Source organism: Stenotrophomonas sp. YJH_SMC_21 (genome assembly GCF_059369555.1).
On sequence record NZ_JCAFSU010000011.1, the window covers coordinates 93,823 to 108,033 of the forward strand.

At 68.3% G+C, this 14,211-nt stretch carries 9 protein-coding genes; 7 read left to right on the forward strand and 2 right to left on the reverse strand.

Going from position 1 to position 14,211, the window contains the following annotated elements; translation table 11 throughout:
* Positions 1 to 193 precede the first annotated feature (193 nt).
* Both AC5P67_RS14725 and gshB read right to left on the reverse strand, forming a co-directional pair.
* Positions 194 to 1,078: an energy transducer TonB family protein gene (locus AC5P67_RS14725; protein WP_049459282.1), complete on the reverse strand. Its 885-nt coding sequence runs from the start codon at positions 1,076 to 1,078 to the stop codon at positions 194 to 196.
* Positions 1,078 to 2,025 carry a glutathione synthase gene (gene gshB, locus AC5P67_RS14730; RefSeq protein ID WP_005410718.1) on the reverse strand — a complete coding sequence of 316 codons (948 nt, stop codon included), beginning with the start codon at positions 2,023 to 2,025 and terminating at the stop codon, positions 1,078 to 1,080. The genes AC5P67_RS14725 and gshB overlap by 1 nt, the downstream gene beginning before the upstream one ends.
* A 240-nt stretch (positions 2,026 to 2,265) precedes the next feature.
* Here gshB and pilG point away from each other — a divergent pair, with 240 nt between their 5' ends.
* From pilG to AC5P67_RS14765, 7 genes are all read left to right on the forward strand, one after another.
* Positions 2,266 to 2,667 carry a twitching motility response regulator PilG gene (pilG, locus tag AC5P67_RS14735; RefSeq protein ID WP_005418455.1) on the forward strand — a complete coding sequence of 134 codons (402 nt, stop codon included), beginning with the start codon at positions 2,266 to 2,268 and terminating at the stop codon, positions 2,665 to 2,667.
* 18 nt (positions 2,668 to 2,685) lie between these two features.
* Positions 2,686 to 3,048 carry a response regulator gene (locus AC5P67_RS14740; protein ID WP_005410717.1) on the forward strand — a complete coding sequence of 121 codons (363 nt, stop codon included), beginning with the start codon at positions 2,686 to 2,688 and terminating at the stop codon, positions 3,046 to 3,048.
* On the forward strand, positions 3,048 to 3,578 hold the full coding sequence (locus AC5P67_RS14745) for a chemotaxis protein CheW (protein ID WP_005410716.1): 531 nt from the start codon (positions 3,048 to 3,050) through the stop codon (positions 3,576 to 3,578). The genes AC5P67_RS14740 and AC5P67_RS14745 overlap by 1 nt, the downstream gene beginning before the upstream one ends.
* A 41-nt stretch (positions 3,579 to 3,619) precedes the next feature.
* Positions 3,620 to 5,656 carry a methyl-accepting chemotaxis protein gene (locus tag AC5P67_RS14750; RefSeq protein WP_005410715.1) on the forward strand — a complete coding sequence of 679 codons (2,037 nt, stop codon included), beginning with the start codon at positions 3,620 to 3,622 and terminating at the stop codon, positions 5,654 to 5,656.
* A 100-nt stretch (positions 5,657 to 5,756) separates the two neighbouring features.
* The gene (locus tag AC5P67_RS14755; protein ID WP_495214836.1) at positions 5,757 to 12,434 is read left to right on the forward strand and encodes an Hpt domain-containing protein; all 6,678 of its coding nucleotides are present in this window, start codon (positions 5,757 to 5,759) and stop codon (positions 12,432 to 12,434) included.
* A complete protein-coding gene (locus AC5P67_RS14760; protein ID WP_024958139.1) occupies positions 12,421 to 13,746 on the forward strand; it encodes a chemotaxis protein CheB in 1,326 nt (441 codons plus the stop codon). The genes AC5P67_RS14755 and AC5P67_RS14760 overlap by 14 nt, the downstream gene beginning before the upstream one ends.
* Positions 13,743 to 14,207 (forward strand): chemotaxis protein CheW, encoded by a 465-nt coding sequence (locus AC5P67_RS14765; RefSeq protein WP_005410712.1) that lies wholly within the window; start codon positions 13,743 to 13,745, stop codon positions 14,205 to 14,207. Before AC5P67_RS14760 ends, AC5P67_RS14765 begins: the two co-directional genes overlap by 4 nt.
* Positions 14,208 to 14,211 lie beyond the last annotated feature (4 nt).

Genomic DNA, 14,211 nt, shown 5'->3' on the forward strand with positions numbered 1-14,211 from the left:
CCGGTCTTGCCGTGTGCGCAGGACAGCGCACACGAGCAAGGCGCCATCGAGCCCCCAGGGATGGGTTTACGGCGTGTCCTGCAAGCCCACACCGCCCCGCCAAACCCACAGCCCAACCGCCGCTGTTGCTGTTGCTTCAGTTGTTGCTGTTGCCTCCAGCGGGTCCCGGGCCGCAGGCCCGGGCAACAAAACCCTACCGGTCGTCGTGCAGGGTGCCGCCCGGCAGGAACACCCACGTACGGGTAACCTGCAGGATGTCGATCTCATCCTCGGTCTTCGGCAACGGCGGGAACGGCTGCGCCAGCTGCACCACCCGCAGGGCGGCCTCATCCAGCAACGGCGTACCGCTCGAACGCAGGATCCGGCTGCTCTCCACGCTGCCATCGCGGCGCACGCCCACGCTGATCACCACCTGGCCGCCGAGGCGGCGCTGCCGCGCCTCATCCGGGTAATTCAGGTTGCCTACCTTCTCGGCACGGTCGACCCAGGCGCGCAGGTAATTGGCATAGGCATACTCACGCGTGCTGGCCGACACGAACTTGCGGTTCGGGCGCTTGGCGTACTGCGCCGAGCGCAGATGTACTTCGGCAGCCAGCCGCGCCATCTCCACGTCGCGCTGTTCGCGTGCGCTCAAGGGCGCATCCGGTTCGGGCTGATCCGGCGTGGGGCGGGACTGCGCCTGCGCCACCACCTCTTCGCCATTGCGGCTGCTGACCACCCGTGCCTGTGGCGGCGGAACCGGAGCGGCCGATTGCTGCTGCTGTGGAACCGGGCTGATTCCGGACTGGGCCTGCGGCACGATGCCGGCCTGGCTGTCGCGCGGACGCTGTGCGCGGTCGTGCTCGCCACCGCCTTCCTGGTTGGCCGCGGCCAGGAAATCGGCCTGCTTCGGGGTCAGCGCGGTGCGGGTCTGGCTGAAGATGACTTCCAGTGTCGGCACCAGCGGCGCATCGCCCTTCACGGCGAAGCCCACGCCCAGGATCAGCAGGGCGTGGACCAGCACCGACAGCGCGATGGTCGCCCCCAGCCGTTGCGCTTCGCGCGGCGGCGGGGGCAGGACGGCAGGTGCGGCAGACATCAGCGCAGGCCGGCCTCGAGTGCGTCGAACAGGGTGCCGGCGATGTTCAGGCCGTACTGCGCGTCCAGTTCGCGCACGCAGGTCGGGCTGGTCACGTTGACCTCGGTCAGGTAATCGCCGATCACGTCCAGGCCGACGAAGCGCATGCCGCGGCGCTTCATCTCCGGGCCGACCTGGGCGGCGATCCAGCGGTCGCGCTCGCTCAGCGGGCGGCCTTCGCCGCGGCCGCCGGCGGCCAGGTTGCCACGGAATTCATCACCCTGCGGGATGCGCGCCAGGCAGTAGTCGACCGGTTCGCCATCGACCAGCAGGATGCGCTTGTCGCCGGCGGTGATGTCGGGAATGAACTTCTGGGCCAGCGCCAGCTTGCGGCCGCCGTCGGTCAGGGTTTCCAGGATCACGTTCAGATTCGGATCGCCCTGGCCGCTGCGGAAGATCGAGCGGCCGCCCATGCCGTCCAGCGGCTTCAGCACGGCCTGGCCGTGCTCCAGCGCAAAGGCCTTCAAGACCTTCGCGTCGCGGCTGACCAGGGTCGGCGGACAGCACTGCGGGAACAGCAGCGCGGCCAGCTTCTCGTTGTAGTCGCGCAGGCCCTGCGGGTTGTTGACCACGCAGGCGCCAGCCGCTGCGGCCACGTCCAGCACCTGGGTGTCGTAGATGTATTCGGCGTCGACCGGCGGGTCCTTGCGCATCAGCACGATCTGGCCGGGGCCGAACTCGGTGCGGCTGAACGCGCCCAGCTCATACCAGCCGGCCGGGTCGTCGCGCACCTGCAGCGGCGCGGTCTGGGCCACCGCTACGCCACCCTCCAGGGCCAGGCCGCCCGGGCGCACGTAGTGCAGGGCATGGCCGCGGCGCTGGGCTTCCAGCAGCATGGCGAAGGTGGTGTCCTTGGCGATCTTGATGTGGGCGATGGGATCCATCACCACGATGACGTTCAACGGCATGGGCGCACCTGTCAGGCAAGGCGTTGATGGTAGCGGCAACGCCGCTCGCGCGCCTCCCCGCCGTCCTGCAACGCAGCGTCCGCCCGGCGGTCGCGCACGCATTGCGAAACCCGTCACGTTCAGGAGGGTGCCATGCCCCGCGCCATGGGGCGGCCTTGAAGCGGGCGCGGAAAGTGCGATATAGATACGCTTTCGTAGCGGCCCCCGCCAGAGATCGGGCCGTGCGCTTGGGGATAGGCAATGACTGAAAACACGACTGCGGGCGGGGAACTCGCAGGACTCCGGGTGATGGTCATCGATGATTCGAAGACCATCCGCAGGACTGCGGAAACGCTGCTCAAGCGCGAAGGCTGCGAGGTGGTCACCGCCACCGACGGCTTCGAAGCGCTTGCGAAGATCGCAGACCAGCAGCCGCAGATCATCTTCGTCGACATCATGATGCCGCGCCTGGACGGGTACCAGACCTGTGCGCTGATCAAGGGCAACCAGCTGTTCAAGGCGACCCCGGTCATCATGCTCTCGTCCAAGGATGGCCTGTTCGACAAGGCGCGGGGACGCATCGTCGGCTCGGAGCAGTACCTGACGAAGCCTTTCACGCGTGAAGAACTGCTGGGTGCCATCCGCACATACGTCAACGCCTGACCAGGGGGGAAAGGCACAATGGCTCGTATCGTTCTGATCGAGGATTCACCGACCGACCGCGCGGTGTTCACCCAGTGGCTGCGCCGTGCCGGCCACGAGGTGCTGGAGGCGGACAATGCCGAGGATGGACTGCAGCTGGTCCGCGACCAGGTGCCGCAGCTGGTGCTGATGGACGTGGTACTGCCCGGCATGAGCGGCTTCCAGGCCACCCGCGCGATGGCCCGTGATGCGGCGATCAAGCACATCCCGGTGATCATCGTCAGCACCAAGGCGATGGAAACCGACAAGGCATGGGGCCTGCGCCAGGGCGCGGCCGATTACATCGTCAAGCCGCCGCGCGAGGATGAACTGATCGCGCGGATCAACGAACTGGTGGCCTGATGCGCTCGCCCTTCGACATTCTCGAAGCCTACGAACGGCGCAGCCTGGCCCACGCGGTGCAGCTGCCCGAGCGGCAGTTCGCCCAGGACCTCTGGCGTGGCGTGGGTTACCGCGTCGGCCAGCGCCGGCTGGTGTCCGATTTCCGCGAAGTGGTTGAAATCGTGCCGATGCCGCCGGTGACCCCGGTGCCGTGCGCGCAGCCGTGGCTGCTGGGCGTGGGCAATCTGCGCGGTAACCTGTTCCCGGTGGTCGACCTGAAGTACTTCCTGGAAGGCACGCGTACCGTGCAGCAGGAAGGCCAGCGCGTGCTGATCATGCGCCAGGCCGGCGGCGACGTCGCCCTGACCATCGATGAACTGTTCGGCCAGCGCAGCTTTGAACTGGACCAGCAGATCGCGGCCGGCACGCTGGCCGAAGGGCGCTACGGCCACTTCGTCGATCGCGCCTTCCACGCCGACGGCCACGACTGGGGCGTGTTCTCCCTCTCGCTGCTGTCGCGTACCCCTGAATTCCGGCAAGCCGCGGCCTGAGGCCGGGCATCGCCCCCTGCATTGAAGATCGAGGTTGAACGATGAGTACTGCTTCGGACGCCACCAAGACCGGCAAGCTGCGGCTGGGCGGCAGCAACCTCTGGCTGTTCCTGCTGCTGGCATCGATGATCCTGTTCGGCGTCAACACCGGCGTCGCCACCTGGCAGGGCAGTCGCCTGGCCGATGCCGGTTCCAAGGCGGCCGACCTGCAGGTGCTGTCACAGCAGCTGGCCAACCAGGGCCGTGACGCGGTGGGCGGCAACGCGCAGGCGTTCACCGCTTTCAAGGCGACCCGCAACGCGATCGAACAGAACGTGTCGACACTGCAGGGGCGCTACGGCAAGGAGCCGGGCGTGTCCGGTGCCATCGCCACCCTGGGCGAGACCTGGGCGCCGCTGGGCAAGCAGGCCGGGCAGCTGGTCGCCAGTGAACCGGCGGTGCTGGCGCTGGCTGGCAACGCCAACAACTTCACCGGTGCGGTGCCGGGCCTGCAGGCCCAGCTGAACGAGCTGGTGCGTGCGATGTCGGCCTCCGGCGCGCCGTCGTCGCAGGTGTACAGCGCCCTGCAGCAGGTGGTGGTGGCCGGCTCCATGGCCCGTCGCGTGACCGAAATGCGCGCCGGTGGCAGCGCCGCAGCGACGTCCGGCGATGCACTGGCACGCGACATCACCGTGTTCTCGCAGGTGCTCGACGGCCTGCGCAACGGCAACGAGGAACTGGGTATCACCGCCGTGCGCGGTGCCGCCGCCGTCGCCGCACTGGAGCAGTCGCAGCAGAAGTGGGAAGCGATGAAGCAGGACGCTGACGCGATCCTGGCCAGCTCGCGCCAGCTGTTCGCGGCGCAGTCCGCCGCCACCGCGCTGGGCCAGGGTTCGGCCCACATGCTGGATGACAGCCGCAAGCTGTTCGACGCGTTCTCCTCGTTCGGCTCGGTGTCTGACACCCGCCTGTTCCCGAACTTCTGGATCGGTGTGGTGTCCGGTGCGCTGTCGCTGATCGCGATCATCGGCTTCGTTTCCACCAACGTGCGCAGCCGCTCGCGCGAGCAGGAACTGCGTTACCAGACCCAGGTGGAATTCAACAGCCGCAACCAGCAGGCGATCATGCGGCTGCTGGACGAAATCTCCTCGCTGGGTGAGGGCGACCTGACGGTGAAGGCCTCGGTGACCGAGGACATGACCGGCGCCATCGCCGACGCGATCAATTACGCCGTCGACGAGCTGCGCCACCTGGTGACCACCATCAACGACACCTCGGCCAAGGTCGCGCTGTCCACCCAGGAAACCCAGGCCACCGCCATGCAGCTGGCAGAGGCGGCGGGCCACCAGGCCAACCAGATCACCTCGGCGTCGGACCGCATCGGCGAAATCGCGGCGAGCATCGAACAGGTGTCGCGCAACTCGGCCGAGTCGGCCGACGTGGCACAACGTTCGGTGGTGATCGCCGCCGAAGGTGCCGGCGTGGTGCGCGAGACCATCCAGGGCATGGACCAGATCCGTGACCAGATCCAGGAAACCTCCAAGCGCATCAAGCGCCTGGGTGAGTCGTCGCAGGAAATCGGCTCGATCGTGGAACTGATCAACGACATTTCCGAACAGACCAACATCCTGGCGTTGAACGCAGCGGTCCAGGCGGCCTCGGCAGGTGAAGCGGGCCGCGGTTTCGCGGTCGTGGCCGACGAAGTGCAGCGCCTGGCAGAACGTACCTCCGGCGCGACCCGACGCATCGAGAACCTGGTGCAGGCCATTCAGGCCGATACCAACGAAGCGGTCACCTCGATGGAACAGACCACCGCCGAAGTGGTGTCCGGTGCACGCCTGGCCGAGGATGCCGGCACCGCGCTGACTGAGATCGAGCGCGTGTCCAATGCACTGAACACCCTCATCAAGAACATCTCCATCGCCGCCCAGCAGCAGTCGGCTGCGGCCTCGGACATCACCCGCACCATGGGCGTGATCCGGCAGATCACCGGCCAGACCTCGCAGGGTGCCGGGCAGACCGCCGAATCGATCGGCCACCTCGCGCAGCTGGCGGCCGACCTGCGTCGTTCGGTCGCCGACTTCAAGCTGCCGGCGTGACGCGGGCAGGGCGGCGAGCAAGGAACCAGTCGATGAAGCATTTCCATTCCCCACGCCAGAACTCGCGCGGCTTCCGCGCGGCGGCGAACGGAGCGCGTCCATGAGCAGTCTGCGCGATGCGATGAGCCACGCAGCGCTGGGCTGGGTCAAGCCCGAGCTGGACGAGACCCTGCGCCAGGTGCGCAACGAAGTCGAGTACTACGCGGAAGACCCGACCGACGCCAGCCGCATGCGCATCTGCGCCGGCTACCTGCACCAGGTACAGGGCACCCTGCGCATGGTCGAGCTGTACGCCCCGGCCATGGTGGCCGAGGAGCTGGAACAGCTGGCCAATGCCATCGGCGCCGGTGGCGTGGCCGATCGGGATGAAGCCTGCGCGACCTTGATGCGTGGCAGCGTGCTGCTGCCCGATTACCTGGAGCGCCTGCAGAACGGTCACCGTGACATCCCGATCGTGCTGATGCCGCTGCTGAACGAGATCCGTGCCGCACGTGGCGAAGAGGGCGTGCATGACAGCGTGCTGCTGGCATTCGCACCGGACAGCATCACCGCCACCGAGGCCGAGCTGGACCATGCCCGTGGCAGCCTGAGCGGGCGCAACCGCGAGCTGCTCGATACCGTGGGCAGTGCAGTGAAGGAAGAATTGCTGCGCATCAAGGATGCGCTGGACCTGCACCTGCGTACCGGCGGTGCGCCGGAGCAGCTGCAGACCCAGGCCAACGAGCTCGGTGCGGTCGCCGATACGCTGGGCATGATGGGCCTGGGCGTGGCCCGCGGCGTGGTCGTGCAGCAACGTGATGCCCTGCGTGGCGTGGTCGAGGGCCGCCAGCAGATCGACGAAAACCTGCTGCTGGATATCGCCGGGGCGCTGCTCTACGTGGATGCGTCGCTGGATGACCAGGTCGCCCACCTGGGCGCCGGCGGCAGTGGCCAGGACGATCCGAGCGCAGTGGAGAACCGGCGCACGGTAGAGGTGCTGGCGCACGAGGCCATCGCCAACTTCGCCGCCGCGCGCGAGCACTTCGTCGCGTTCATTGAAACCAGCTGGAACCATGCCGAGCTGCACGACGTGCCGCGCCTGCTGGGCGATGTGTCCGGTGCGCTGCGCATGCTCGACCTGGGTACCGCCGCCGATTACCTGCGCGGTGTGCAGCAGTACATCGAAGCCGAGCTGATCGGTCGCCAGCGCGTGCCGAGTGGCCGCCAGCTGGACACGCTGGCCGACGCCATGGCCAGCCTGGAGTACTACCTGGAAGCCCTGCGCGACCGTCGTCCGGGTCGCGAGGACATCCTCGACATCACCCGCAGCAGCCTTGAGGCGCTGCGCTACTGGCCGTTGCCGGACCACGATGCGGCTGAGCCGGCAGCGTCCGTGCCGCAGTCGATCGAGCGTGAGCCGGTCGTGCTGCAGGGCGAGGCACTGCAGCCAGAGCACATCGAGATCCCGGTACAGTCGGCCGCGCCGGCACCCGGTGAGGTGCCGGTACCGCTGCCGGACTTCACCTTCGATCCGCCACCGCCCAGGCCTTCGCCTGCAGCGGCGGACAACAGCTTGATGTTCGGTGGGCTGGAATCCGTCGCCTCCGCGCCGCTGTCGCTGCGTGACGAGTCGGATGCACCGCTGGTCTTTGCCGCCTCCAGTGCACCTGCACCCGAGGTCCCGCAATGGGATCTGGCACCGTTCCATCCTGAGACCGATCCGCTCGCTCCAGCGGACGATGAGCGCAGTCCGACGTTTGCCAGCTTCGATCCGGTCAGTTTCGAACAGCTCGATGCAGGGCAGGGGGCCGCCACCCAGTGGACACTGTCAGAGGCGGCTCTGCCAGTGCAGTCCAATGCGACAACCGGCCTGGACGTAGAGGACGCCGCCGACGCCTCGCTGTCCATCGAGACCGGCGCGCATGACGCACCGGGGTTCGACCCGGTGGCCGCCGAACATGACGCGGTTTCTGCAAGTGACGACGTCGTGTTCCGTTTCGATGCCGATGCGCTGGACAATGCCGACGACGTGTTGTCGCTGCATGCGATGGAGGCATTGTCGCTGGAGGACGCTGCCGGGCTGCATCCGTCGCTGGAGAGCGTCGATGCCACTGCCCCTGCGGTGGTGGAAGAGAGCCCGGCTGCCGCAGAGCCGGACATCACCCCTGTGGATGTGCCGGTGGAAGCGCCCGCACCGCTTGCCGATGTGCCGGCAGCGGCGGTGTCGATGATCGACATCGACACCATCGCACCGATTGATTTCAGCGAAGCCGACGCGCAGTTCTTTGCCGAGCTGAGCGCTGCCGCCGCGGACTTCAATCCGCAGGCGACCCCGACGCCGGCCGATGCGGAAGCGCTAGTCGCCGTGGGCAGCGCGGAAGATGCAGACGCCGGCTTCGAGGCCGGCTTCGACGACGATGCCGAGAACATCGACGAGGACATCCGCGAGGTGTTCCTGGAAGAGTTCGACGACGAACTGGCCAACCTCGGAACGTTGCTGCCGGCATGGCGCATGCAGCCGGACAACATGGACCGTCTGCGTCCCATCCGCCGCATCTTCCATACGCTCAAGGGCAGTGGCCGACTGGTCGGTGCACGCACCCTGGGCGAATTCGCGTGGAAGATCGAGGGCATGCTCAACCGCGTGCTCGACGGCAGCCGCCCGGCGACGCCAGCCGTGCTGGCCATGGTCGACAACGCGCATGCCGCGCTGCCGCAGCTGAACGCCGCGTTGCGTCATGGCCAGCGGATCAGCGTGGACCTGCAGGCGATGCAGGCCATTGCCGATCGCGTCGGCGCGGGTGAGGAAACCTATTACGTACCGCTGCCGGTTGCGGCCGCTCCCGCCGCACCGGTGGTCGAAGCCGATGGCGAGGACGAGATCAGCCGCATTCTCGAAGCCGAAGCAATGGCGTCGGTGCAGGCTGAAGCCGATGCGGACCCGGCGCCCGAAGCATTGGGCACGCCGGCCAACATCGACAGCGTGCTGCGCGAGATCCTGGAAGCCGAAGTGGAAGTCCACCAGGCGACCCTGCAGGACTGGCTGCGCTTGGCACAGCAGGCGCCGCAGCCGGTCAGCGACGCGCTGTTGCGCGCGGTGCACACCATGAACGGCGCCTTCGCGATGACCGAAGTGCCGGAAATCACTGCCGTTACCGGCGGTGCCGAGTCCTACATCAAGCGCGCGCTGGCTGCAGACGTGGTGCCGGGCGACGAGGGCGTGGCTGCGCTGGATGCGACCGCGCAGGCGATCACCGCGACCATGGAAGCGCTGCAGGCCGAGCAGCCGCGCATCACGCCACAGGAAGCGCTGGTACAGCGCCTGCAGGCGCTGGCCGGTGAACTGCCGGAAGCGCGCTGGCCGATGGTCGGGCTGGAGGACGAAGATGAAGAGGGCATCGCGCTGGCGCCCGATGTCGGGCGGGCATCCGAAGCCGAAGCGCCGCTGGCCGGGCTGGACACGCTGGACGAAACCAGCATGGCGTCCGCTTTCGATGTGGCGCCCGATCTCATTGCCGAGCCGCAGCCGCTTGCCGAAGATGCGCTGGAACCGGTTCCAGCTGCAACCGACCCGCAGACGCTGAACGTCGCAGCCGACAGCGGCCTGGACGTGGGCGAGCTGACCGCCAGCGACGATCTTTCGCGTTACTTCGACGCCGGCTGGCCGTCGGTGCCGGGCGAAGGTGAACCTGCCGTGGCGGACCCCGGCGCGATTGAATCGATCCAGCCGGTCGAGAGTGCGCCTGTTGTCGAAGTGGCCGAAGCAGATGCCGTGCCCACGATCGCGACGGTCGACGACGCTGATCTGACCATGGCCGACGATCTGTCGCCCTACCTCGACGCCAGTGCGCTGCCGGTGGATGACCGCGACGCGGAAGAGCGGCCGGTATCTGCGGAAGTTGACGCGATCGACCTGAATACGCCGTTGTCCTTTGATTCGGGCAGTGGCGATGACAGCGTCATTGACGCCGCTGCTGCACTGCCACTCGACAGCGGGCTGTCGAGCCTGCAGGATGAAATGGCTGCGCCGGGTTTTGCAGAACCGGTCACGCTGGCAGCCGCGCTCGAGGCCGGCCTGCACGTGATCGAAGAAGAGCAGACCCTGGACGACGACGGGCAATGGCCCGTGCTCGGCCTCCAGGCCAGCGAACTCGCGCCGGGCGAGGCGGAAGCCTTTGCCGAGGATGCGGACGTCGGCGGGGAGGCGGCGGTCGGCGAAGGAGAGAGCGCCGATCAGCCGTCCCCGGCGACGGTGAACGAGGTGAGCGCTGCCGAAGCACTGCAGGCCACCGCCGAGCCGGTGCGGTTCTTCGAACTGGAAGAAGCGCCGGGGCAGGGCACGGCCAACACCGATGCCGAACCTGCCGAGGCCGACGCCGGAGAGCGGGCGCCGCTCCACGATGAAGCCTCCACCCTGGAAGACACCGCGGATGGCGCCGATGCGCTCGACTTCAGCGTGTACGACCGCGAACTGGTCGACATCTTCGTCGAGGAAGGCAAGGACCTGCTCGACCACTGCGATGGCCTGATCAGCGAGCTTCGCAATGCGCCGCAGGATCGCGAGGTGCTGGCCGGCCTGCAGCGTGACCTGCACACCCTGAAGGGTGGCGCACGCATGGCCGGCATCAATGCCATCGGCGACCTTGGCCACAGCATCGAATCCCTGCTGGAAGCCGTGGCGGCCGGCCGCACCGAGATCGAACGCCGCGACGTGCAGCTGCTGGAGCGCGGCTTCGACCGCCTGCACCAGCTGCTGACGCGGACCGGTGCCCACCGCGTGGTGGCGCCTGCACAGGATCTGGTGGAGGCCTTCGAGGTCCGCACCACCACCGATATCGCGGCGGCCGCTGCGGCCGCGCGTGCGGCCAGCGAGGCCGAGGCCGTGCCGGCACAGGCTGTGGGCCCGCTGACGACGCCGGCCGATGCCCCGCTGTCGGCACCACTGCCGGCCGAAGGCGTGGCCGACGAAGATCCGCTGGCGCGTCCGCAGCAGGAGCAGGTGCGGGTGCGCGCCGACCTGCTCGACCGCCTGGTCAACCATGCCGGTGAAGTGGCGATCTATCGCTCGCGTCTGGAACAGCAGCTGGGTGCCTTCCGTGGTGCCATGGCCGAACTGGAGCGCACCAATGCGCGACTGCGCGACCAGCTGCGCCGACTTGACCTGGAAACCGAGGCGCAGATCGTCGCCCGCTACCAGCGCGAGCAGGACCAGGCGGACCAGAAGTTCGATCCGCTGGAACTGGACCGTTTCTCCACCCTGCAGCAGCTCAGCCGTGCGCTGAACGAGTCCGCCGCCGACCTTGGCGGCCTGCAGGGCGTCCTGGACGATCTGTCGCGCCAGTACGACTCCCTGCTGCAGCAGCAGTCGCGCGTGAGCTCGGAACTGCAGGATGGCCTGATGCGCGCGCGCATGGTGCCGTTCGACGGTCTGGTGCCGCGCCTGCGCCGCGTGGTCCGCCAGTCCGGCATGGATACTGGCAAGCAGGTCCACCTGACCCTGGAAGGTACCCACGGCGAACTGGACCGCAACGTCCTCGACCGCATGGTCGCGCCGCTGGAACACATGCTGCGCAACTCCGTGGCGCATGGCCTGGAGGCGCCGGAACAGCGCCGCGCCGCCGGCAAGCCGGAGGAGGGCGAGATCGCCATCCGCCTGCACCGCGAAGGCTCGGAAATCGTGCTGGAAGTGGCCGACGACGGCGCCGGCCTGGACCGCGAGGCGATCCGCCGCCGCGCCATCGACCGTGGCCTGCTGGCTGCCGATGCGCAGCCGAACGAGCAGGAACTGGACAACCTGATCTTCGCCTCTGGTTTCACCACCGCCGACCAGGTCAGCCAGCTGGCCGGCCGTGGCGTGGGCATGGACGTGGTGCGCAACGAAGTGCGCCAGCTGGGCGGTTCGGTCGATATCCAGTCAGTGCGGGGCCAGGGCGTGCGCTTCACCCTGCGCCTGCCGCAGACGCTGGCGGTCACCCAGGCGGTGTTCGTGCAGATCGGCGAAACCAACTTTGCGGTGCCGGTCGCATCGGTCAGTGGCATCGGCCGCCTGTCGCGCGAGCGTTTCGAAGCGGCCGACAGCAGCTATCGCTACAGCGGCGAGGACTATCCGCTGTACGACCTCGGCAGCCTGGTCGGGCAGGCCCCGGCGCGTGCCGATGGCCAGGACCAGGTACCGCTGCTGCTGGTCCGTGCTGGTGACCTGCGTGCCGCCGTGGCGATCGACCAGGTGCTGGGCAACCGCGAAATCGTGGTCAAGCCGGTCGGCCTGCAGATCGCGTCGGTGCCGGGCATCTACGGTGCAACCATCACCGGCGATGGCCGCGTGGTGGTGATCCTGGACGTCGCGCCGCTGGTGCGCCGCTTCCTCGCCAACCCGACGCTGCCGGTGCTGGCCAACGCGCCACGCCAGGAGCGCCAGGTGCCGCTGGTGATGGTGGTGGACGATTCGCTGACCATGCGCAAGGTGACCGGGCGCATCCTCGAACGCCACAACTTCGAGGTCAGCGTCGCCCGCGACGGCGTGGAAGCACTGGAGCGCCTGGAAGAACGCGTGCCCGACCTGATGCTGCTGGACATCGAGATGCCGCGCATGGATGGTTACGAGCTGGCCACCGCGATGCGTGCCGACCCGCGCTACAAGGACGTGCCGATCGTGATGATCACCTCGCGCAGCGGCGACAAGCACCGCCAGCGCGCCTTCGAGATCGGTGTGCAGCGCTACCTGGGCAAGCCGTACCAGGAGCTGGACCTGATGCGTAACGTGTACGACCTGCTGGGGATCGCCCGTGTCCGTGAGTGAAGCCCAGGCGGCCCCGGCCGTCGCCCTGCTGGCCCGTCCTGGCGCGGCGCGCGAGCGCCTGCGCGAGGCGTTGTCGCATGCCGATGTGCAGCTGGTGCTGGAAGACGACCCCAATGGCCTGGAGCCGCAGCTGCTGCAGGACGCGCGTCCACAGTTCGTGGTGATCGCGCTGGAAGCGGCCATCGAGGATGCTCTGGAGCGGCTTGAAGCGGTGCTGTCCGCACCAGGCCTGACCCTGGTCTTCGACGAAGCCGAGCTGGCGGCGCGCCGTGATGGTTGGGAGGCACAGCGCTGGGGCCGCCACCTGGCCGCCAAGCTGCACGGCCACCAGCAGGTGCTGCCGCCGGGTGCGGAAGACGAACCCGCCCTGCAGCTGGAACCGGGCCACCCGGCACCGCCGCCGGCACCACGGGAAGAAGCGCTCCAGCCGCATCTGGACCAGGCATTGAGCTGGGCCGACGAGGTGCCGGCGGACAGCCTGTATGCGCCACCGGCGCACCTGCACGAACCGATCGCGCTGGAGCAGGCACTGGCCGCGCTGCAGCCGGTGGTGGCGGAGCCGCTGGAGGCAGCGCCGATGCAGCCGGTTGCCACACCGGCAACGCCGCCGGTGTCCTTCGACCACACCGCGTGGTCACTGGTCGAGGACGTAGCAGACGCACCCGCAGCCACCGGGTACAGCGCCGCGATGGAAGCCCCGCTGCCGTCCTTCGATACCGATCACCTCAGCCTGGTGGACCTGGACACTGCGGCGCCTGCGGGCGCACGTGCCGGCTCGCTGCTGGTGCTGGCCGGCATTGGCGGCCCGGATGCGCTGCGCCGCCTGCTCGGTGCGCTGCCATCGTCGCTGAGCGTGCCGGTGCTGGTGCACATGCGCCTGGACGGTGGCCGCTACGGCAACCTGGTCAAGCAGATGGCACGGGTGTCGCCGCTGCCGGTGCAGCTGGCCGAAGCCGGCCAGCGTGCAACACCCGGTGAAGTGCACGTGCTGGCCGATGACATCGGCGTGCAGGCCGCCAGCGACGGCCTGTATTTCGTCAGCGACGCGCAAGGCATTTCGATTGCCGGGCTGCCGGCCGACCACACTGCGCTGGTCCTGCTCAGCGGCGCCGACCTTGCGCATGTGGGTCCGGCGCTGGATCTGGCCGCCGCCGGTGCCTGGGTGGCCGGGCAGGTCGGCGAGGGCTGCTATGACCCTGCCGCAGCCACGGCGGTGGTCGCCGCTGGCATGGTGGCGGGTGAGCCACAGGAACTGGCGCAGGCCATCGCCTCGCGCTGGGGCGTGGAAGACGATAACGGAGAGGCACCATGAGCTATGCCAGCAATGACGAAATCCGCGGCGTCCTGATCCAGGCCGGCAACGAGCGCGTGCTGCTGCCCAATGCCACCGTGGCCGAAATGATGTCGCGGGTGCCGGTGCAGCCGGTTTCCGACGCCCCGCGCTGGCTGGTCGGCGAAATCGGCTGGCACGGCTGGCAGGTGCCGCTGGTGTCGTTCGCGCGCCTTTCCGGCCTGGGCGAGGAAGCCGTGGGCGGCCACAACAAGGTCGTCGTGCTGAAGGCCCTCAGCGGCAACGCGCAGCGCCCGTACTACGCGCTGCTGACGCAGAATTTCCCGCAGTTGATCTCGGTGCCGCGCGATGGCCTGCTGGCCGATGCTTCCGAGGAAACCCTGCCGCAGATCGTGCACATGCGCGTGCTGCTGGGTGAGCAGAGCGCGCTGCTGCCGAACCTGGATGCGTTGGAAGCCGCGCTGGATTCGCTGGCGGCCTGATCGG